At 72.0% G+C, this 21,304-nt stretch carries 14 protein-coding genes; 6 read left to right on the plus strand and 8 right to left on the minus strand.

Going from position 1 to position 21,304, the window contains the following annotated elements:
* Positions 1 to 47 precede the first annotated feature (47 nt).
* The 4 genes from ACZ6I3_RS33085 to ACZ6I3_RS33100 all read left to right on the plus strand — a co-directional run bounded on the left by ACZ6I3_RS33085 (position 48) and on the right by ACZ6I3_RS33100 (position 7,944).
* On the plus strand, positions 48 to 743 hold the full coding sequence (locus tag ACZ6I3_RS33085) for a GntR family transcriptional regulator (protein ID WP_469419684.1): 696 nt from the start codon (positions 48 to 50) through the stop codon (positions 741 to 743).
* 80 nt (positions 744 to 823) lie between these two features.
* Positions 824 to 2,350 carry a hypothetical protein gene (locus tag ACZ6I3_RS33090; RefSeq protein WP_469419685.1) on the plus strand — a complete coding sequence of 509 codons (1,527 nt, stop codon included), beginning with the start codon at positions 824 to 826 and terminating at the stop codon, positions 2,348 to 2,350.
* A 40-nt stretch (positions 2,351 to 2,390) separates the two neighbouring features.
* Complete coding sequence (locus ACZ6I3_RS33095) at positions 2,391 to 3,269, plus strand: hypothetical protein (RefSeq protein ID WP_469419687.1); 879 nt, start codon at positions 2,391 to 2,393, stop codon at positions 3,267 to 3,269.
* A 37-nt stretch (positions 3,270 to 3,306) separates the two neighbouring features.
* On the plus strand, positions 3,307 to 7,944 hold the full coding sequence (locus ACZ6I3_RS33100) for a hypothetical protein (RefSeq protein ID WP_469419688.1): 4,638 nt from the start codon (positions 3,307 to 3,309) through the stop codon (positions 7,942 to 7,944).
* Positions 7,945 to 7,995: 51 nt separating this feature from the next.
* On the opposite strand, the gene ACZ6I3_RS33105 is transcribed toward ACZ6I3_RS33100, so the two are convergent.
* The 7 genes from ACZ6I3_RS33105 to ACZ6I3_RS33135 all read right to left on the minus strand — a co-directional run bounded on the left by ACZ6I3_RS33105 (position 7,996) and on the right by ACZ6I3_RS33135 (position 18,442).
* Positions 7,996 to 9,546 carry a GMC family oxidoreductase gene (locus ACZ6I3_RS33105; protein ID WP_469419690.1) on the minus strand — a complete coding sequence of 517 codons (1,551 nt, stop codon included), beginning with the start codon at positions 9,544 to 9,546 and terminating at the stop codon, positions 7,996 to 7,998.
* 10 nt (positions 9,547 to 9,556) lie between these two features.
* The gene (locus ACZ6I3_RS33110; protein WP_469419691.1) at positions 9,557 to 11,119 is read right to left on the minus strand and encodes an APC family permease; all 1,563 of its coding nucleotides are present in this window, start codon (positions 11,117 to 11,119) and stop codon (positions 9,557 to 9,559) included.
* 39 nt (positions 11,120 to 11,158) lie between these two features.
* Positions 11,159 to 12,625, minus strand: a complete 1,467-nt coding sequence (locus ACZ6I3_RS33115; protein ID WP_469419692.1) for an aldehyde dehydrogenase family protein — start codon at positions 12,623 to 12,625, stop codon at positions 11,159 to 11,161.
* Entirely contained in the window at positions 12,606 to 13,748 is a 1,143-nt protein-coding gene (locus ACZ6I3_RS33120) for an aromatic ring-hydroxylating oxygenase subunit alpha (RefSeq protein WP_469419694.1), read from the minus strand. Before ACZ6I3_RS33120 ends, ACZ6I3_RS33115 begins: the two co-directional genes overlap by 20 nt.
* A 34-nt stretch (positions 13,749 to 13,782) precedes the next feature.
* Complete coding sequence (locus tag ACZ6I3_RS33125; RefSeq protein ID WP_469419696.1) at positions 13,783 to 16,233, minus strand: GcvT family protein; 2,451 nt, start codon at positions 16,231 to 16,233, stop codon at positions 13,783 to 13,785.
* Between the two features lie 64 nt (positions 16,234 to 16,297).
* Positions 16,298 to 17,383: an S-(hydroxymethyl)mycothiol dehydrogenase gene (locus ACZ6I3_RS33130; protein ID WP_469419697.1), complete on the minus strand. Its 1,086-nt coding sequence runs from the start codon at positions 17,381 to 17,383 to the stop codon at positions 16,298 to 16,300.
* Between the two features lie 216 nt (positions 17,384 to 17,599).
* Entirely contained in the window at positions 17,600 to 18,442 is an 843-nt protein-coding gene (locus ACZ6I3_RS33135) for an IclR family transcriptional regulator (RefSeq protein ID WP_468198867.1), read from the minus strand.
* 316 nt (positions 18,443 to 18,758) lie between these two features.
* On the opposite strand from ACZ6I3_RS33135, the gene ACZ6I3_RS33140 reads away from it, so the two are divergent.
* On the plus strand, positions 18,759 to 19,082 hold the full coding sequence (locus tag ACZ6I3_RS33140; RefSeq protein ID WP_469419699.1) for a bifunctional 3-phenylpropionate/cinnamic acid dioxygenase ferredoxin subunit: 324 nt from the start codon (positions 18,759 to 18,761) through the stop codon (positions 19,080 to 19,082).
* A 199-nt stretch (positions 19,083 to 19,281) separates the two neighbouring features.
* Positions 19,282 to 20,472 (plus strand): NAD(P)/FAD-dependent oxidoreductase, encoded by a 1,191-nt coding sequence (locus ACZ6I3_RS33145; RefSeq protein ID WP_469419700.1) that lies wholly within the window; start codon positions 19,282 to 19,284, stop codon positions 20,470 to 20,472.
* A 78-nt stretch (positions 20,473 to 20,550) separates the two neighbouring features.
* Here ACZ6I3_RS33145 and ACZ6I3_RS33150 read toward each other — a convergent pair whose 3' ends face one another.
* Complete coding sequence (locus tag ACZ6I3_RS33150) at positions 20,551 to 21,156, minus strand: hypothetical protein (RefSeq protein WP_469419701.1); 606 nt, start codon at positions 21,154 to 21,156, stop codon at positions 20,551 to 20,553.
* Between the last annotated feature and the right edge of the window lie 148 nt (positions 21,157 to 21,304).

Raw genomic sequence — 21,304 nt, forward strand, 5'->3', positions numbered from 1 at the left:
TCAATACCCATGTTGGTTCTTCGTGTGATCTGCGATTGAATTCCGGCATGGCAGAGCAGCTGAAGGACCTCTCCGACGACCGGGCTCTCCTGGGGCGCACCAGCACCGCCGAACGGGTCTCGGACATCCTCAGGAGCCGGATCGCCGAGGGCTACTTCCCGCCCGGCACGCGCCTGTCGGAGGACAGCATCGGTGGCGCGCTCGGCGTCTCCCGCAACACGCTGCGCGAGGCGTTCCGCCTGCTCACCCATGAACGCCTGCTCGTTCACGAGCTGAACCGGGGCGTCTTCGTCCGGGTCCTGACCGTGGAGGACGTCGAGGACATCTACCGCACCCGCCGGCTCGTCGAGTGCGCCGTCGTCCGCGGCCTCGGCGAGCCGCCCTACGGCCTCGACGGGCTCGCCGGTGCCGTCGCCGAGGGGCGGGGGGCGGCCCGGGAAGGTGACTGGAAGGCGGTGGGTACGGCCAACATCCACTTCCACCGGGAGCTGGTCGCCCTTGCCGCGAGCGAGCGCACCGACGAGTTGATGCGCAGCGTCTTCGCCGAACTGCGTCTCGCGTTCCATGTGGTGGACGAGCCGCAGCGGCTGCATGAGCCGTACATCGCGCGAAATGTCGCGATTCTTGAGGCTCTTCAGGGCGGGGAGCGCGGCAAGGCCGAGCGTCTGCTCGCCGGCTATCTGGACGACTCGCTGGAGCGGGTCGTCGAGGTGTACCGACGGAGGGTCGGCGAGGACGGCTGAGGAGGCCGCGGAAGGCCTGCCGAGGGGGCGTACCCGCGTCGTTTGGGTGGTTGTCAGACCCAGGACCTAGTCTGTGCACCGTGACTTCGCCTGCATCGACGGACAGCGTTCCGCCCCAGCTCAGCGCGGGGCCGCGCCCCGCGCCGGGGCCGGCCGCCGACGAGGGCCTGGCGCGGCGCCTGCGCGCGCTCGCCTGCACCGCGCCGCTGCACGATCTGGACGCGCGCAAGGCCAACCTCGCGGGTGAGTACTCGGTGTACGGCATGGCGGAGGTCGCGCTCGCGGCCATCGACCTGGTCACCCTGAACATGGACTTCGACACGGGCGCGGACCACGACCAGATCGTCGCCCGCCTCATCCCGCGCATCGCCGCGCAGGCGTCGCGGCGGCCCGCCGCCGAGCACGAGCGGGTGGCCCGCTGGGTCCTGGAGAACCTGATCAACGTCGGCAGCGTCGACCGCGGCTTCCGCGCGGTGTACGGCACGTTCGGGGCGGACGGCACCTATGTGCGCCGTGACTACGACTTCAAGCTGATCGAGGAGGTCCCGGGCCCCGGCGGCACGGTCTATCTCCGTACGACGGACGAGGCGGTCAACGTTCTCGTCGGCGCCCTCGACACCGATGTCACCAGCGCGCAGATCGCCGCCGAGGTCAAGCTGGAGGTGCTGATCAGCCGCGGCCGGCTCGCCGACGCCCAGCTCGCGGCCGAACAGGCCCGCTACCGCACCGTGCAGTACTCGGAGACCCTGCGCAGGGCCCTCGACGCGACCCGGCGCAATGTGCGCGCGGTGGACTGGCTGACGACCGTGCCCGACATGATCGCCGAGGCCCTGGAGCACGTCGCCGACCGCTATCGCCACGAGAACGCGATCCTGACCAACATCCGCAAGGCCCGTGACGAGTCCGAGGACCCCGAGCAGAAGCGCCGGGCCGCCGAGCTCGTCGACATCGTCAAGGACTGCATCCGCCGGCACACGCAGTTGCAGTCCCGGCTGCTCGAGGCCGGACCGCTGTTCCGCGCCGAGCAGGACCGGCAGGCCTTCGCCACCCCGATGACCACCTCGGGGATCGACCTCTACGGCCATCTCGTCGCCCCCGTCCTGCCGCTGTCGCTCGAGAAGGCCGTCCGCGTCACGGACGCCTTCTTCGCCCGCGGCACCGGGCTGCGCACGCCCGTGTCCGTCCGGGTCGGGGACCTCGTCGACATACTGCTGACGCCGCCGGTGGAGCGGGAGCACCTGGGCGCGGAGATGCCCGAGCCGGATGTCATCGCCACGCCCGACGACAGCCGGTTCAGCGAGGAGCAGCTGGCGGCCGCGCAGGAGCTGCTCGACCTGCCGGCCGACGCCCCGCGCCGGCTGTCCGGGCTGCTCGCCGAGGCCCGTCGCCGGGATCCCGAACTGCCGTATCTGGTGGCCCTGCTGGCGGTGCACGCGGCCAGTCCGCCGGTCGGTACGGCTTATCGGCAGGGCGAGCAGAAGCTGCTCTTCGCCGTGGACGACGGAGCCGAGCTCGACGATCCGGAGTTCGGCGGTGCGGACCTGATCGTCGGGACGGCGCTGCTGGACGCGGCGGGGATGGCGGCGGATCGGACCGAAGCGGCATGAGTGAGCACCACAGGAACGAGAACGACAAGGAGCCCCGACCGTGAGCGAGCACGTCGAGTGGAGTGAGCCGGAGGGACCGGCCCCGACGGCCACCGCCGTCACCCCCGCCGACGCCGCCGACGCGGCGCGGCTCGTGTCCTTCGGGCTGCAGCCCAAGCTGCAGCCCGCCCGCGACCAGGAGTACGCGGACCTGCTGCGGCGCTACCGCGAGGACCCGCCGTTCGCGCGGCTCGCCGACGCCGTGGCCACCGGTCTGGGGCTCATCGTGCTGGAGGTGTCGCCGCGCGCGGGCATGGCCGTCACCGCCGCCGAGGACTCGGTGTTCGCCGTGCGCATGGGTGACTACGCGCGTCGTACGTCCGCCGACGGCGGCGACCGGTTCCTGCACGGGCTCGCCCATCTCGCCGTCGCCGCCATGGCCTTCCCGCGTCCCGAGGACCTCGCCGACGACGGCTACATCGGCCGGGTCACGGTCAACGGCGTGGACGCCTTCGTGCGCCAGGCCTGCCGCCGCCTGGAGGAGCGCGCCGCCGAGCAGGGCGAGAACACCGACCCCGCCACCGACACGCCCGGCCTGGAGGCCGCCTGGCGGATCTGGGTACGGCGCAGCGCGACCGGCGCCACCAAGGACGCGCGCCGGCTCGCCGGTTCGACCACCGGCATCGTCGCCAAGGCCGTCGTCTTCCTCACCGAATCCGGCTTCCTCCAGCGCACCGGCGACGACAACGGCGGCACGTACCGCACCACCGCCCGCTACCAGCTCCAGGTGCGCGACATGGCCGGCAGCGCGGCGATGGCCGAGCTGCTGGAGCTGGGCGTCGTCCCGGTCACCGACGGCACCCCGACGCTGCTGCCCGCCGAGGAGAGCGACGACCTGGAGCTGGTGGCCGACGCCGGGCTGCCGTTCCACTCCTCCTGACACCCCCACACTTCACGAAGGCTTACGAGAGTCCGCCATGTACGAGCTGTCCCGGGTCCGCCTCTACTCCATCGGGCCCGCCGGTGCGCGCTACGCCGACACCGTGCTTGACCTGCGCGGTGTGGGCGAGGCCGTGCCCGACCCCGCGCCCACGCAGGCGGAGTTCTTCGAGGAGGAGCCCGTCGGCCCGCCGCGCCGGCCCGCGCCCGCGGGTGTGCTCTTCCTGGAGAACGGCGGCGGCAAGTCGGTGCTGCTCAAGCTGATCTTCTCGGTGATGCTGCCGGGCCACCGGAACACGCTCGGGGGCGCCAGCTCCGGTGTGCTGCGCAAGTTCCTGCTCGCCGACGACTGCGGACATGTCGCGCTGGAATGGCAGCATGTGCTGACCGGCGAGTGCGTCGTCGTCGGCAAGGTCAGCGAGTGGCGCGGACGGCAGGTCTCCAACGACCCGCGGAAGTTCGCCGAGGCCTGGTACTCCTTCCGCCCCGGGCCCGGACTGAGCCTCGACAACCTTCCCGTGGCCGAGTCCACCGCCGTACGGGCCCCGGTCGAGGGCCAGTCGGGCGCACGCGGCCGGCGTCGCACGATGAAGGGTTTCCGCGACGCCCTCACGGAGGCGGGCAAGACCTACCCGCACCTGGAGGTGCACTGGGAGGAGATCCACGACCGCTGGATCGAGCACCTGGGCGATCTCGGCCTCGACCCGGAACTCTTCCGCTACCAGCGGGAGATGAACGCCGACGAAGGCGAGGCCGCCGGTCTCTTCGCGGTCAAGAAGGACGCCGACTTCACCGATCTGCTGCTGCGCGCCGTCACCGACACCCGTGACACCGACGGACTCGCCGACCTGGTCGGCGGCTTCGGCAACAAGCTCGGCCGGCGCGCCGAGCTGATCGCCGAACGAGACTTCACCGCCGGATCGGTCGACCTGCTCGGGCGGATCGTCGAGGCCGCCGAGGCCCGCACCCGCGCGCGGGACATCCACGCCGGAGCCGAGCGGCGTACGCGGAACCTGGCCCGCAAGCTGTCCGCGCGCGGTGTCCGGGAGCGGACCCGGGCCGCCGACCTGGCGCAACGGGTCACCGCCGCCGCGTACGCGGTCACGCACGCCGAAGAGGCCCGCGAGCGCAGCGCGCTGATCTCCGCCGAACTCGCCTATCGGCACGCCTCGCTGGCCCTCGCGGCGGCCGAGAAGTCCGCCGCCGCGCAGAAGCGCGAGCTCGCCGACGCCCGCACGCTGTACTCCGCGTGGCAGGCCGCCGAGGCCGTACTGCGCCACCGTGCAGCCTCCGACCGTGTCGCCCGGGTGTCCGCCGCGATCCAGGAGGCGGAGCGCGACGCCGCCCCCGCGCTGGCCGCCCGCTCCAGGGCCGCCGTCGATCTCGTACGGGCCCTGCACGCCGCCGCGGGGAACGCCGAGAACCTCGCCAACGAGGAGGAGGAGCGCTCCGCCGCCCTCCAGGAGGTCAGCGACTCGGCCTACCGTGACTCCACCGCCGCCGCCACCGAGGCACAGCGCGCCCGCAGTGAGGTCGGGCACCTCAAGCAGCGCCTCGCCGAGGTCGAGCAGGAGACCGCCGAGGCGGTCCGGGCCGGCTGGCTCGACGACAGCGCGCCCGACGCCGACCCGGCCCGCGCGGCCCTCGCCGCCAGCGACGCCGAGAAGACCGCCGTCGCGGCCTGGGACGCGGCCCGCGAGGCGTCCCACCGGGCCACGGAGCACGCGCGGGAGGCAGCCGCCACCGAGACCCGCGCCGAACTCACCGCGGCCCGCGCGGCGGACGCGGCCACGGCGGCGGAGCGGTCGTACGAAGCGGAGCGCCGCACCGCCGAGGCCCTGGCGGGGGAGGAGCGCCTGGCGGAGCTGCTCAGCCTCACCTCCGAGACCCGCCCGGGCATCCCGCAGCCCCGCCACGGCTCGGACGGCGAGCCGGCCCTCCCGCCCGCCTCCGGCGAACAGGGGCTCAGCCCCGAGGAACTCGACCGTTTCGCCGACGACCTGCGCGACCTGCTCGACGACGCCGTAGGCTCCGCCGAACGCCAGCTCTTCGACCTGCGTACGGCCGCCGCCGACGACTCCCGGATCCTCGGCGCGCTCGGTGACGGCGGGCTGCTGCCGCCCGGCCCGGACGTGCTGGCCACGGTCGAGTACCTCGGCGAGCACGGCATCCCCGCGCTGCCCGGCTGGCGCTATCTCGCCCAGGCCGTCGACCCGGCCGACCACGCGCGCGTGCTGGCCGCCCGGCCCGAACTCGTCGACGGCGTGATCATCACCGACCCCGACTCCCACGCACGCGCCCGCGAGGCACTCGGCGACGCGGCGCTGCTGCCCCGTTCCGCCGTGGCCGTGGGCACGGCGGCCGCCCTGCTCGCCCCGACCCCCGCCCCGGACGCCGACAGCGGCGACGTGTTCCTCGTCCCGCCGAACCCGGCCATGCACGACGAGCACGCCGCCGACGAGGAGCGGCAGGCGCTGCGCACCCGGGCGACCGAGCGGGACGAGGAGATCCGCGCGCTCGCCGCCCGCCTCGGCAAGGACCGCGAGCTGGCCGCCCGGCTCGCCTCCTGGCGCACCGGCTGCCCCGCCGGCCGGATGGACGAACTGGCCCGGACAGCACACGACACCCGCGCGTTCGCCGAGGAGTCGGAGGCCGAGCTGGCCGAGGGACGCACGGTGCGGGCCGAGGCCGACGAGACCGCCACCGAGGCCGCCCGGGTCAGGGACGAGCGGCAGGAGGCAGCCCAGAAGGCCCGCCGCTCCGCCGACGCCCTCGCCGGGCTAGCCTTCCGGCTGCGCGAGCGGGCCGGCTGGCAGGTCAGGCTGCGGGAACTGGCAGACGAGGCGACCGAGGCCGAGGCGGGCGCCCAGACCTGCCTGGAGCGCGCCCGCGCCGCCGACGAGGACCGGCGCGGCGCCCAGCGCGCCGCCGACGACGCGCGCCGCACGGCCCGCGCGCTGCGCGCCGAGCGCTCCGAGATCGCGGGCGCCCCCGACGACGTGCCCGAGGACGAGACCCAGACCCCGAAGGCCTCCCTGCCCGCCCTGCGCGAGGCCTACCGGGCCGCCTCCCAGCTGTACGAGAAGGTCGGCGTGGGCGCCGACCTGCGAGCCGAACAGGCCCGCGCGGAGAGCGACGAGAGCGCGGCGCGTGCGGAGCTGGACCGCCTGAGCAACAAGGTCCGCACGCGCGCGGAGCAGCTCCTCGAATCCCCCGACGGCTCCGACGGACCCAGCCGCCAGGCCGCCGCCGCCCGGGCCGAGGAGCTGGTGCAGCTCCTGGAGACCCGTATGTCGAACGCGAGCGAGCAGCTCGGGCGGCTGCGCGGCGAGGCCGAACGGCACGCGCCCGAGGACGGCGAGGCCCACACCGAACTCCCCGAGGAAGCGCAGCCCCGCGACGCCGAGCACGCCCAGACCCTGCTGCGCACCGCCACGGGCGAACTCGCCTCCCACACCGAGGCGCTGAACCAGGCACGGGACGCGCACACCGAACTCCTCGACGCCCACCGCGCGGCCGAGGACGCGGCGGGCGGCTTCGACGAGATCGCCGCCATGCTCCGCGACCTGCTGCGCGAGCACGCCACGGACGAGGAACACGAAGAGCCCGAGCCCTACCCCGGCAGCCCGGAGGAGGCCCGGCAGTCGGCCGCCGAGGCCCGCCGCTCCCTGCGCGGCTGCGCCGCCGACCTGTCCGCCGCCGAGGCCGCCGTCCGCGAGGCCGGCGACATCCTCGTCCGGCACGCCAACTCCACGCGCTACGAGCAGGTCCGCACCCCGGCGCGGCAGCAGATCCGCGAACTGCCGGCCTCCACGCTGCCCGAGCACGCCCAGAAGTGGGCGGACGCCTTCGCGCCCCGGCTCCGGGTCCTGACGGACGAACTGGAGCAGCTGGAGCGCAACCGCGACTCGATCGTGGACCGTCTGCGTGGCCTGGTCGAGTCGGCCCTGGCCACCCTGCGCTCCGCCCAGCGCCTCTCCCGGCTCCCGGAGGGGCTCGGCGAGTGGTCGGGACAGGAGTTCCTCCGCATCCGCTTCGAGGAGCCCGACCAGGCCACGCTCACCGAGCGCCTGGGCGAGGTCGTCGACGAGGCGACCCGCGCGGCCGTCAAGAAGAACTCCGACCTGCGGCGTGACGGCATGTCCCTGCTGCTGCGGGGCGTCGCCGCGGCCCTGCAGCCCAAGGGCGTCGCCGTCGAGATCCTCAAGCCCGACGCGGTGCTGCGCGCCGAGCGCGTCCCTGTCGGGCAGATGGGCGACGTCTTCTCCGGCGGCCAGCTCCTCACCGCCGCCATCGCCCTGTACTGCACGATGGCCGCGCTGCGTTCGAACGACCGGGGCCGGGACAAGCACCGGCACGCCGGCACCCTGTTCCTCGACAACCCCATCGGCCGCGCCAACGCCACATACCTGCTGGAACTCCAGCGGGCGGTGTCGGACGCGCTGGGTGTCCAACTCCTCTACACCACGGGCCTGTTCGACACCACCGCGCTGGCCGAGTTCCCCCTCGTCATCCGCATGCGCAACGACGCCGACCTGCGGGCCGGCCTGAAGTACATCAGCGTCGAGGAACACCTCCGCCCGGGCCTGCCGCAGCAGCCCCAGGCAGGCGAGGCGGTCCACAGCGAGATCACGGCGACCAGGATGTACAAACGCCCGGCGTCCTCAACGCCCTAGGGGCGCGGGGAACTGCGCGACCAGCCACAACGGTCGCGCAGTCACCCACGGTCAGGCGGCTCCCCGCAGCAGATCCGCGCACTTCTCGCCGATCATCATGGTCGTGATGCACGGGTTGACGGTGACGAGATCCGGCATCACCGACCCGTCAGCCACCCGCAACCCCTCGACACCCTTGACCCGCAACCGCGCGTCCAAGGGGGCCGAAAGGTCGTCGTCCGCACCCATCCTCACCGTGCAGGACGGGTGATAGACGGTGTTGTGCGTCTGCTGGATGTATCCGAGCAGTTCCTCGTCCGTCCGCAGGTCCGGCCCGGGCGCCAGCTCCGCCCCCGCCCAGCCGCTCAGCGCGGGCTGCTCGGCGATCCGCCGGGCCAGCCTCAGCCCGTACGTCATCACCCGCGCGTCGTGCTCGTGCGTGAAGTACCGCGGATCGACCCTCGGCTTGTCCCGGTAGTCCCGCGTCCGCAGCCGCACCGTCCCCCGCGACTTCGCGCGCGTCACATTGGGCGTGAGGCAGAAGGCGTTCTCGGAGGTGGGGTAGCCGTGCCGGGCGGTGTTCATGTCGAACGGCACGGACCCGTAGTGGAACATCAGGTCAGGCCGGTCGAGCCCCGGCTCGGTGTCGTAGAAGATGCCCGCCTCCCACCACTGGCTGGAGGTGGTGGTCATCGGCTGCCGGGCCTCCCACATGATCACGCCCTCGGGGTGGTCCTGGAGGTTCTCGCCGACGCCCGGCGCGTCCACGACCGTCTCGACGCCGACCTCGCGCAGGTGCCCGGCCGGTCCGATGCCCGAGAGCAGCAGCAGCTTCGGCGAGTCGATCGCCCCGCAGGACACGATCACCTCCCGCCGGGCCCGTACGGTCCGGGTGTGGATCAGGTCCGGGTCGAGGTACTCGGCGCCCACGCAGCGCCTCCCGTCGAGCACCAGCTTCTTGGCGCGTACTCCCGTGCGTACGTCCAGGTTGGGCCGCTTGCCGAGAACCGGGTGCAGATAGGCGACCGAGGACGACTGGCGGATGTTGTTCTCGTCGGAGTTGATCTGGAACCAACCGGCGCCCCGGACGACCGTCCGGCCCGTGTTGAAGGCGACCGTGGGGATGCCGGCCTGCGCGCACGCCTCCAGCAGGGCCGTGCCGCACGGGTCGTCGCTCTTCAGCGTGCGCAGCTTCACCGGGCCGGTGCGGCCGTGGTGGTCGCCGGGCGCGTCGTTGTTCTCCAGCCGCCGGTACAGCGGGTACAGGTCGGCCGCGCTCCAGCCCGTACAGCCCGCGGCCGCCCAGTCGTCGAGGTCCTCGGCGGGTGCCCAGAAGGCGATGCAGGAGTTGTGGGAGGAGCAGCCGCCGAGCACCTTCGCCCGGGCGTGCCGCATGAAGCTGTTGCCGCCGGCCTGCGGTTCGACCGGATAGTCCCAGTCGTAGCCGGACTCCAGCAGCCCCATCCAGCGCTCCAGCCGCAGGACGTCGTCGTCGCCGACGTCGCTCGGTCCGGCCTCCAGCACGCACACCGTGACGGAGGGGTCCTCGGACAGCCGGGCCGCCACCACGTTGCCCGCGGTGCCGCCGCCGACCACGACGTAGTCGAACTCATGCGTACTCATGGGCCCTCCTTCAGTCGGCCGCCGGGGCGGTGAGGGGAGACGAGGCCGTGGTGTCCGAGCGGTGCTCGGCGAGCACGCCGGTCCGGTGCCGCTGGACGAACCAGTAGTAGGCGAAGCCCCCGCCCGCGATGACGGCCACGAACAGCACCGCGCCCCAGCGCAGGTACCAGTGGTAGGGCGCCGCCGCGTTGTAGACCGCGGCCCGCGGCCAGATGAGGTTGAGCGTCATGGCCCCGCCCCACAGCACGGCCAGGATGTTGACCGGCAGCCCCCAGCGGCCCAGGGAGAAGCGGCCCTCGCTCGCGGGCTGCCACTTCCCGCGCAGCCGGGCGACCAGCAGCGGCACCGTGACACCCAGGTACGCGAGGTAGATCATGATGATGCCGATGCTGGTGACGACGGTGAAGATCTGCGGCTGACGGATGTTGACCACCAGGATCGCCAGCGCGAGGATCCCGATGATCACGGTCGGCAGGACCGGCGTCTGGAACTTCGGGTGGCACTTGGCCAGCTTCGAGGACGCGGGCAGGTTGTTGTCGCGGGCCATCGCGAACGCCAGCCGGACGGCCGCCGTGTGGACCGCCAGGGCGCACACCGTCACCGCGATCAGCACGCACCACAGCATCGCCTTGCCGGCCGTCGGGCCGAGCACGTCCAGGACGATGTACTGCAGACCGTCCGTGGACAGCTTCTCGCCCTTGAGGCTGGACACGCTCATCAGCGCCAGCAGCAGGATCAGACCGCCGAGCACGAAGGACGCGACGATCGCCCGGATGATCGCGCGCGGTGCGTTCCGGGTCGGGTCCAGGGACTCCTCGCCGAGCGAGGCGGCGGTGTCGAAGCCGTACATGACGTACGCGGAGGCCAGCGAGGCCACCAGGAAGGCACCCAGGTACCCGTTTCCGTACCCGGCGCCGGTGCCGTGCGTCTCCATGACGACCTGCGGACCACGCGTGATGTGGACCGCGAGCAGGACGATCAGTACGACAGTGGCGATCAACTCGATGAACACGCCCGCCGTGTTGATCCTCGCCATCAACTTGACGCCGAAGGCGTTCACCAGGGTGGTGAACAGGATCAACACCGCGGCCAGGATGACCGCGTTGGTCGCCACGTCGTACGTACCGGTGCCGTCCCCCACGAACTGGAAGAACGACGAGATCTGCGGCAGCGTCAGCTGGTAGGCCAGCGCCACGGCCGCGATGGACACGATCGAGGCGATCAGCATCATCCAGCCGGCCAGCCAGCCCAGATGCGGATTGCCTATCTTCTTCGACCAGTTGTATACGGAGCCCGCGACGGGATAGCGGGCGGCGAGCTCCGCGAAGCAGAGCGCGACCATGAACTGGCCGACGAAGACCATCGGCCACGACCACCAGTAGGCGGGGCCGCCGCTGCCGTAGCCGAAGTAGAACAGCTGGAAGGTCCCGGTCAGGATCGAGATGTAGCTGATCCCGGCGGCGAAGGTGTGGAAGTTGCCGAGGGTGCGCTTGAGCTCGGGTCTGTAGCCGAACTCGGTGAGTTCGGCGTCGTCCTGGCCGGGGGCGTCTGTGGACTGCGCGGTCGGTCTCATGGGCGGTTCCTCAATGGGTGTTCCTCGGGGCGGATTCGATCAGTCGAACCAACCCTGGGGGGTGGGACGGGTATTGCGCCAGATGTGCTTCGTCTCGCGATACTCGGCGAGCCCCGCGGGCCCGAGTTCGCGTCCGAAGCCGGACTGCTTGAAACCGCCCCATTCCGCCTGCGGAACGTAAGGGTGGAAGTCGTTGATCCAGACCGTTCCGAGGCGCAGCCGGTCCGCGACCCGCGCGGCCCGGGCCTCGTCGCTCGTCCACACGGCGCCCGCGAGGCCGTAGATCGTGTCGTTGGCTAGGCGTACGGCCTCCTCCTCGCCCGTGAACCGCTCGACGGTGAGGACGGGGCCGAAGGACTCCTCCTGGACCACGGACATGCCCGCGGCGCACTCGTCCAGCACGGTGGGCGGGTAGTAGAAGCCGCCGGCCAGGTCCTGCCGGTCCGGGCGCGAGCCGCCACAGCGCAGCACCGCGCCCTCCGCCATGCCCTTGGCCACATAGGCCTCGACCTTGGCGCGGTGAGCGGCCGAGATCAGCGGACCGGTCCGGGCCCGCTCGTCGAACGGCCCGCCCAGGCGGATGTCCCGTGCCCGCCGTACGACCTCGTCGACGAAGCGGTCGTGCAGGGAGTCCTCGACGAGCAGCCGCGTCCCCGCCGAGCACACCTGCCCCGAGTGCAGGAACACCGCCGTCAGCGCCATGTCGACGGCGGCCTCGAAGCCGGCGTCGGCGAAGACGATGTTGGGGTTCTTGCCGCCGAGTTCGAGGGCCACCTTCTTCACCGTCGGAGCGGCGGCGGCCATCAGCCGGCGGCCGGTTTCCAGGCCGCCGGTGAAGGAGACGAGGTCCACGTCCGGATGGTCGCCCAGCGGAGCGCCCGCCTCCGGGCCCGCGCCGAGGACCAGATTGCCGGCGCCCGGCGGAAGCCCGGCCTCCGCCAGCAGCCGCACCAGGTGGATCGCGGTGTGCGGAGTCAGCTCGCTCGGCTTGAGCACGAAGGTGTTGCCGGCCGCCAGAGCCGGGGCGACCTTCCAGGCCGTCTGCAGGAGCGGATAGTTCCAGGGCGTGATCAGCCCGCACACGCCGACCGGCTCGTGCACCACCCGGCTGTCGACGTCCGCCCTGCCCGTGTCGACGACCCGGCCGGACTCGCTCGCCACCAGCCGCCCGAAGTAGCGGAAGCAGTTCGCGACGTCGTCGATGTCGTACTCGCTCTCCACGAGCCGCTTGCCCGTGTCCAGGGACTCGGCGCGGGCGAGAGCCGCCTTGTCCCGGATGAGGAGGTCCGCGACGCGCAGCAGCAGGTCGCCGCGTTCGAGCGCCGGGGTCCGCGGCCAGGGCCCGTCGTCGAAGGCCAGGCGGGCCGCGGCGATCGCCTCCACCGTGTCCTTGCCGCCCGCCTCGTCCACGACCGCGACCAGGGACCCGTCGGCCGGGCAGCGGATCTCACGGGTGCGTTCGTCGAGGGCGCCCCGCCACTCACCGTCAATGAACAGGTCCGGCATGCGCGCCTCCCAGCCGTTCGACGAGCCACTCGTGGAAGATCCCGATGTGGTGCTCGTTGGGCACGAGTACACCCCCTTTTCGGTACGCCCGGGAAGCCATCGCCGGCTGCGTTCGTTCGCAGGCGTCGAAATCTTGGAGGTTCACCCGATGGAAGAGCTCCACGGACCTCGACACGTCCGCCCCCGACTCGACCACCTCGGGCGCGTACAGCCAGTCACACTCGACGACCGTGCGGTCCTCGGCGAGCGGGAACATGCGGTGCAGGATGACGTGGTCCGGGACGAGGTTCACGAAGACCGCCGGTTTGATCGTGATGGCGTAGTAGCGGCGGTCCTGGTCGGCGCCCACGGCCGGGAGCCTGCCGAAGCCCTCGCCGCCGTCGACGGTGAAGCCCTTGACCTCGTCGCCGAACTCGGCGCCGTGGCCCACGTAGTACTGGGCGGCGTACCCGTCGGCGAACTCCGGTAGCACCTCGGTCAGTTCGGGGTGGATCGTCGCGCAGTGGTAGCACTCCATGAAGTTCTCGACGATCAGCTTCCAGTTCGCCTTCACGTCATAGGTGATGCGTTTTCCGAGCGCGAGGTTCTCCGTGCCGTAGTGCTCGATCGCCGCGACGTCACCGAGCCGCTCGACGGCGGCCCGCACGACCGTCTCCTCGAAGGACGGCGGTTCGTCCGCCAGGCACACCCAGGCGTAGCCGAGCCACTCACGCAGAGCGACATTGATCAACCCGTACGCGACACGATCGACGTCCGGCATCTTGATCAAGTTGGGTGCGGCGATCAACTTGCCGTCGAGGTCGTACGTCCACGCGTGGTACGGGCACTGGAGCGTGCGGCGGTTCTCGCCCGACTCCTCCGTGCACAGGCGCGCCCCGCGATGGCGGCAGACATTGAGGAAGGCGCGCAGTGCGCCCTTGCGGGTACGGGTGATGATGACGCTCTCGTGGCCGACCTGGACGGTGCGGAAGGCGCCGGGCCGGTCCAGGTCGGAGCCGCGGACCGCGCAGAACCACATCGACTCGAAGATGTGCTCCTGCTCCTGCCGGAAGACGTCCGGGTCGGTGTAGTAGCGCCCGGGGAGGGTGGCGATCAGGCTCGGGGTGATCGGGGTGGTCGTCACGTGCGTGCTCCTCGGAGAGGCCAGGGCATGCCTGCTAGCGGCGGATGCGCGTCATCTTCGGGTCGAACAGCGGCTCGTCGGCCACCGTCGCGGGGACCTTCTCGCCGAGGTACTCGATGTGCACGCCCGTGCCCGTGGCGAGACGGGCGGGCAGCCAGGCGTACGCGACGCAGCGGCCGAGGGTGTAGCCGTACGACGCGCTGGTGACGTAGCCGGCGGGGGCACCGTCGACGTACACGGGCTCCTTGCCGAGGACGACGGCGGCGGGGTCGTCGAGGAGGAGGGGGGTGAGGCGGCGGCCGGGCTCGCCGGCCTCGGCCAGCGCGGCCTTGCCGACGAAGTCCTCCTTGTCCATCCGCACCGCGAAGCCGACGCCCGCCTCGAACGGATCGTGCTCGTCGGTCATGTCGACGCCCCAGGCCCGGTAGCCCTTCTCCAGCCGCAGGGAGTTGAAGGCCGAGCGGCCCGCCGCGACCACACCTAGGTCCTGGCCTGCCTCCCACAGCGTGTCCCAGAGCCGGAGCCCCAGATCGGCGGTGGTGTACAGCTCCCAGCCGAGCTCGCCGACGTAGCTCAGCCGCATGGCGGTCACCGGGACATGCCCGATGTACGTCTCCTTCGCGCGGAAGTAGCCGAAGGCCTCGTGCGAGAAGTCGTCGGGGGTGAGCTGCTGGACGAGGTCACGGGCGAGCGGGCCCCACACACCGACGCAGCACGTTCCGGAGGTGATGTCCCGGATGTGGACGTCCGCCGGCGCCTGGCGCAGCAGCCGGTCGAGGTCGGCGGGGGAGTTGGCGCCGACCTGGAAGCGGTCCGGGGCGAGGCGCGCCACGGTCAGGTCGGAGCGGATGCCCCCCGTCTCGTCGAGGAGGAGGGTGTAGGTGACCGCGCCGGGCTTCTTGCGGAGGTTGTTGCTGGTCATACGGTCCAGGAAGCCGAGGGCTCCGGGGCCGGTGACCTCGAGGCGGCGCAGGGGCGTCATGTCGTAGAGAGCGACGCCCTCACGCGTCGCCCTGGCCTCGGCCGCCGCGATGGGCGACCAGTGGCGGGCCGACCAGGCGTCGCGCTCGGGGAGAGGACCGAGGGCGTCCACGAGCGGGGCGTTCGCCTCGTACCAGTGCGGACGCTCCCAGCCGCCACCCTCCAGGAAGTACGCGCCGAGCTGCTGCTGACGGGCGTGGAAGGGGCTGACCCGCAGGGGCCGGGGCCGCTCCATCGGCTGGAGCGGATGGATGACGTCGTACACCTCGACGAACTGCTGTGAACCCCGGTCACGGACGTACGACGGTGAGCGCTGCGCCTCCTCGAAGCGCGTGAGGTCGCACTCGTGCAGGTCGATCGACGGCCGCCCGTCCACCATCCACTCGGCGACGGCCTTGGCGACACCGGCCGAGTGCGTGACCCAGACGGCCTCGGCCAGCCAGAAGCCGCGCAGCACCCGGGACTCGCCGACAACCGGCATGCCGTCCGGCGTGAAGGAGAAGACGCCGTTGAAGCCTGACTCGATCTCGGCGTCGCGCAGGGCGGGCATCAGGCGGCGGCAGTCGGCCCAGCTGGGCGCCCAGTCCTCCTCCGTGAAGGGGTAGGAGGACGGCATGTCCAGGTGCCGGGCGCGGGCCTCGTCGTAGGGCAGGACCGCGAAGGGGTCGACGGGCAGGGGCCGGTGGGCGTAGGAGCCGATGCCGATGCGGTCGGTGTGCTCCCGGAAGTAGAGGTCGCGGTCCTGGAAGCGGAGGATCGGCTTCGAGGCCTCCGCGGTGGCACCGTTCAGCTCGGGGAGCGGCCTGGTCCTCGCGTACTGGTGGGCGAGCGGCTGCAGAGGGACGTCGACCCCGGCCATGCGGCCGATGACCGGGCCCCAGAAGCCGGCCGCCGAGACGACGTGGTCGGCCGGGAAGGTGCCCCGGTCGGTGACGACTTCGCTGACCCTGCCGTTCTGCCGCTCGATGCCGGTGACCGTGTGCCGGTCCAGGAACCGGGCGCCCCGCGCGGTGGCCCGTGCCATCTGGGCGCGGGCGGCGAGCAGGGCGCGGGCCAGGCCGTCGTCCGGGGTGTGGAAGCCGCCGAGGACCACCGACTCGTCGATGAGCGGCCACAGTTCCTTGCAGCGCGCGGCGCCGACGATCTCGCCGCGCACGCCCCAGGCGGCGGCGTAACCGGCCCTGCGGTGCAGCTCGGCGAGACGCTCGGGGGTGGTGGCCAGCTCAAGGCCGCCGACCTGGTTGAAGCAGGAGACGCCGTCGACGTCGAGCGAGGTGAACTTCTCGACCGTGTACCGGGCGAGGGCGGTGAGCGTCTTCGAGGGGCTGGTCCGGAAGACGAGGCCGGGAGCGTGCGAGGTGGAGCCGCCCGGGGCGGGCAGGGGCCCCTGTTCGAGAACGGTGACGTCGGTCCAGCCGCGGGCGGTCAGCTCGTCGGCGAGGGAACAGCCGACGATGCCGGCGCCGATGACGACCACGCGGGGGGTTTCGGGTGTGCTGGACATGCCCCTCCTTGCTGGGACGGGATGAACGCGTCGGGGGGAATGGGACGTCGGGTCTACGCGGCGCTCACAGCACTACCACCGAGCGCAGCACCTCACCGCGGTGCATCCTCGCGAAGGCCTCCTCCACCTGGTCCAGCGCGATGGTCTCGCTGACGAAGGCGTTCAGGTCCAGCAGCCCGTACAGGTACTGGTCGACGAGGAACGGGAAGTCGCGGCTCGGCAGACAGTCGCCGTACCAGGACGACTTGATCGCGCCGCCCCGCGAGAACACGTCGATCAGCGGCAGTTCGACCTTCATCTCGGGGGAGGGCACGCCGACCTGGACCAGCAGGCCCGCGTGGTCGCGCATGTAGAAAGCCTGCGTGAACGTCTCCGGGCGGCCCACCGCGTCGATGGCGATGTCGACGCCGAAGCCGTCGGTGAGTTCCCGCACCGCCTCGACCGGGTCGGTGCCCCGGGAGTTGACGGTGTGCGTGGCGCCGAACTTCTCCGCCCGGTCGAGCTTCCGGTCGTCGATGTCCACGGCGATGACCTTCATGGCGCCGTTGAGGCACGCACCCGCGATCGCCGCGTTTCCGACGCCGCCGCAGCCGATCACGGCGACCGAGTCGCCCCGGCCGACCTTGCCGGTGTTGACCGCGGCGCCGTAGCCCGCCATCACCCCGCAGCCGATGAGCCCCGCGGCCTCCGGGCGCGCGGCCGGGTCGATCTTCACCGCCTGGCCCGCCGCGACCAGCGTCTTCTCGGCGAAGGCGCCGATACCGAGGGCGTTCGTGAGCGGCGTGCCGTCCAGCAGGGTCATCGGCTGGGCGGCGTTGCGGGAGTCGAAGCAGTACCAGGGGCGGCCCCGGCGACAGGAACGGCAACGGCCGCAGGGAGCACGCCAGGCCAGCACCACGTAGTCACCGGGTTTGAGGTCGGTGACGCCCTCGCCGACCGCCTCGATCGTGCCGGCCGCCTCATGGCCGAGCAGGAACGGGAAGTCGTCCGTGATCGCGCCCTCCCGGTAGTGCAGATCCGTGTGGCACACCCCGCACGCCTGCACGGTGACCAGGACCTCTCCGGGACCGGGATCGGGAACCACGATCGTCTGCACCTCGACGGGTGCGCCCTTCTTGACAGCGACTGCGGCACGGACCTCGTGTGGCACGACCAAGCTCCTCTGCTGTTGCGCAGTGCACGATGGGTTGCGCGATGAGGAACATAGTGGGAATCGCATCAAGGAGCCGTCAAGAGGTACGAGTCAAGCCCTGGAAAACGGAACGGGACGGGCGAAACACATCGGACACACAACAGCGCGGAACCAGGGATTCCACCTGTTCCCGCGCTGTGTTCCCTACGTCCCGGCCGACCGGACCGGGCTACGTCAGAAGCCGTATCCCATACGACGGGACAGTTCAGCGGCCGCCGCCTCCGTGCGCTTCGCCAGCTCGGGCAGCCGCTCCTGGCTCAGCCGGTACACCGGCCCCGAGACACTCAGCGACGCGATGACCTTGCCGTCGTGCGAGCGGATCGGCGACGCCGCCGCCGCGAGGCCGATCTCCAGCTCCTCGACCGTGATCGCGTAGCCCTGCTGCACGACGGTGTCCAACTCGCCGCGCAGCATGGACGCGACCGTGACCGTGCGCTCCGTGAAGCGGTGCAGCGGGCGCGCCAGCAGGCCCTCGCGCAGGGTCGGCGGCATGTGGGCGAACAGCACCTTGCCGCTGGACGTGGCGTGCAGCGGGGTGCGGCGGCCGAGCCAGTTCTGCGCGGTGACGGAGGCGGTGCCGCGGGCCTGCATGATGTTGACCGCCGCGTCGTCGTCCAGGACCGCGATGTTGACCGTCTCGCCCAGTTCGTCGGCGAGTTCCCGGCAGACCGGGACGCCCTCCTGGGAGACGTCCAGCCGCACTGCCGCCGCCCCCGCGAGGCGCAGTACGCCGGCGCCCAGGTAGTACTTGCCGCGGTCCTTCGCCTGGGCCACCAGGCCGCGGTTCTCCAGGACGCCGAGGAGCCGGAACGCCGTGGACTTGTGCACGTCCAGCTCGTCGGCGATCTCGGTGACGCCCGCCTCGCCGTGCCGGGCGAGGATCTCCAGGACGCTCACGGCGCGATCCACCGACTGCACGGCACTCGCCGCGCCTCTGCCCCCCGGCTTCGCCGTGCTCTCCGAGGGGTTCTCCGGCGGGTTCTCATCGCGGTCGGACTGCTTCTGCGTGCGGGTCATGGCTGAACTCTCACCACCTGTGGGCCCTCTTTGGGCCGCATCTTCGGGAACCCCTTGACGCGACGGTCGCCCCGCCCGGATTCTGTTGCGTATAGCGCTTGCCGATGCGCCATGTGAAACATCATGTTACCGAAGCGTCCGGATCTCGGAAGGGGGCGAGCTCCCGGCAGGGGGACTCGGTCCTGACGGCGCGACCGGACGACGGCACCAACACACACCTCTCCGTGCCCGGACCCGCCCCGGCCCGTGGCACTCCATGAACTGCCTACAGTCTGGCCGAACGGTCCGGTCACGTCCCGGACCGAAAGGGGGGCCCGTGATTCCCGTCTGCCGCCTCGAAGACCTCCCCAAGGGCGAATCCGTCCGCCTCGAGACGACACCGCCCGTCGCCGTGTTCCACACCGACGACGGTGACCTCTACGCCATCGACGACACCTGCACCCACCAGGACGCCTCCCTCTCCGAGGGCTGGCTGGAGGGCTGCCTGGTCGAATGCCCGCTGCACGCCGCCTCGTTCGACCTGCGCACGGGCCGCCCGACCTGCCTCCCGGCCCGCCGCGCCGTCCGCACCCACAGCGTCACCGTCGAGGACGGCCTCATCCGCGTCCACCTCGCAGCGGAGGAGGGGACGGCCGCGTGAACGCGAAACGCGAAGGCGACCCGAGCGCTGCGGCCCGCCCGTCGGCAGCCGGGAACAGGCGCGTCACCGCCGGCGGAGCCGTCGCCCCGGACACCGGCAACGGGCCCGCAGGGGGCGGAGCCGGCAGGGCGGATGCCGTGATCAGGCGTGCCGCGACCGATGAGGCGAGTGCGCGGAACACCGCGAGGAGGCATGCCGCATGCGAACCGTGACCATCGTCGGCGCCTCCCTCTCCGGCCTGTACGCGGCCCGGGAACTGCGTGCCCAGGGCTACGACGGACGTCTGGTGATCGTCGGCGACGAACCTCACCACCCCTACGACCGGCCTCCCCTCTCCAAGGACTTCCTCACCGGCCGAGCCGACGAGACCCAACTCGCCCTCACCGACAGCGAGGAGACCACCGAACTCGGCGCCGAATGGATCCTCGGCGTCCGTGCCCGCGCCCTCGACGCCCGCGGCCGCACCGTGCTGCTCGACGACGGCCGCACCGTGTCCACCGACGGTGTCGTCATCGCCACGGGCGCCTCGGCCCGCCGTCTCCCGGGCGACACCCTCGCCGGCGTGCACACGCTGCGCACCCTCGACGACGCCCGTGCCCTGCGCGAGGAACTCACCCGTGGCCCGTGCCGCGTCGTCGTCATCGGCGGCGGCTTCATCGGCGCCGAGACCGCCTCCTCCTGCTCCTCCCTCGGCCACTCCGTCACCGTCGTCGAGGCCGCCCCGCTCCCACTCGTGCCCCAACTCGGCGCCGAGATGGCCGCCGTGTGCGCTGCACTGCACCACCGTGGCGGGGTGGACCTGGTCACCGGCACCGGAGTGACCGGACTGCGGGGCGCCACCACCGTCACCGGCGTGGACCTCACCGACGGCCGCACGCTCCCCGCCGACATCGTGATCGTCGGCATCGGCGCCACCCCCAACACCGCGTGGCTGGCCGGTTCGGCCCTGGCCCTGCACGACGGCGTCCTGTGCGACGACGGCTGTGCGACGCCCCTGCCCCAGGTGGTCGCCGTCGGCGATGTCGCCCGCGTCGGCGGCACCCGCGCCGAGCACTGGACGTCGGCCACCCAGCAGCCCAGAGCCGCCGTGACCAACCTGCTCGCCGGACGAACCGTCGAGACCGCGACCGCCGTGCCCTACTTCTGGTCCGACCAGTACGGCGCCCGCATCCAGTTCGCCGGCCGGCGCACGGACGGCGACACCGTCCGCGTCACCGAGGGCGAACTCTCCGGCGGCGCACCGGCCGAGGGCGGCTTCCTCGCCCGGTACGAGCGGGACGGCCGGACGACCGCGGTGCTCGCCGTGGACCGCCCGCGCCCGTTCATGCGGGCGCGACGCGAACTCGCTCGGGGCGCGGGGGAGGAACGGGTGCAGTCCGCGGCACGGTGAGGGGCGCCGGCAAGGGCACATCGGCCGGGCGTCCTCGCCCAAGCCCGGACGCCCCGCCAGGGTCCCGGCCGTCACTCCTCACGAGTGGGACAACTGCCCGGCCCCGCCCCGCCGGCGTATCCGCTCCTGGGCCCGTACGGCCGCGCGTGCCTGCCGTCGGGCCCGGCGCCGCTCGCGGCGCAGGGCCCGGGCCGTGCTGCTCGGCATGGACACCACGCCGTTGCGCTGGTTCCAGACCTGACGCGTCACCCACACGTCGAGGGCTCCCCAGGTGGCCGCGATGGTACTGACCACGCTGCTGATCACCATGGGGAACGCCAGCCAGGACCCGGCCATCGTGCAGAGGAAGGCCACCATCGCCTGGATCAGCGTCAAGGCTATGAGGAACACCGCCCGCACGGCCGCCGTCCGTACCGGATCCGGCAATCGCCGTCGCCGGGCCGGCTCCTCGACCCACAGGGGCCGGTTGTACTGCTGCTCGCGTCCGCCGCCGCCCACCTCGTGAGCCAGGGCTGCTCTTTCGTGAGCCCTGGTCTCCTTGTCCTCGGCCGGAATGTCGCGATCAGTCGCCTCGCGATTCCGATGCCCCGGCACGTGCGCCCCACCAGCCCTGGGCGTCCCGCGCCGCTCCGCCGTGCCCATCAACGTGTCACTCCCCACCGCCAGCAGACCGCTCGCTCGCATCCGAAGACCCGTGCTCCCCAGTGGCTGCCCGGCTTGCGCTGTCTTACGCCGCCCAGGTGCGGGATGCGGCTCCTGTGGCCGATTCCGTCCCCGTCTCCCACAGAGAAGGACGAACAACCCATCACGAAGATTCCCAAGAACCGAAAAA

It is taken from the genome of Streptomyces sp. NPDC041940 (assembly GCF_055589465.1).

Coding starts and splice junctions, on each gene's coding strand:
- ACZ6I3_RS33115 (WP_469419692.1), bottom strand. CDS start 12,625: ATGCCGGACCTGTTCATTGACGGTGAGTGGCGGGGCGCCCTCGACGAA.
- ACZ6I3_RS33085 (WP_469419684.1), top strand. CDS start 48: ATGGCAGAGCAGCTGAAGGACCTCTCCGACGACCGGGCTCTCCTGGGG.
- ACZ6I3_RS33135 (WP_468198867.1), bottom strand. CDS start 18,442: ATGACCCGCACGCAGAAGCAGTCCGACCGCGATGAGAACCCGCCGGAG.
- ACZ6I3_RS33100 (WP_469419688.1), top strand. CDS start 3,307: ATGTACGAGCTGTCCCGGGTCCGCCTCTACTCCATCGGGCCCGCCGGT.
- ACZ6I3_RS33150 (WP_469419701.1), bottom strand. CDS start 21,156: ATGCGAGCGAGCGGTCTGCTGGCGGTGGGGAGTGACACGTTGATGGGC.
- ACZ6I3_RS33110 (WP_469419691.1), bottom strand. CDS start 11,119: ATGAGACCGACCGCGCAGTCCACAGACGCCCCCGGCCAGGACGACGCC.
- ACZ6I3_RS33125 (WP_469419696.1), bottom strand. CDS start 16,233: ATGTCCAGCACACCCGAAACCCCCCGCGTGGTCGTCATCGGCGCCGGC.
- ACZ6I3_RS33105 (WP_469419690.1), bottom strand. CDS start 9,546: ATGAGTACGCATGAGTTCGACTACGTCGTGGTCGGCGGCGGCACCGCG.
- ACZ6I3_RS33145 (WP_469419700.1), top strand. CDS start 19,282: ATGCGAACCGTGACCATCGTCGGCGCCTCCCTCTCCGGCCTGTACGCG.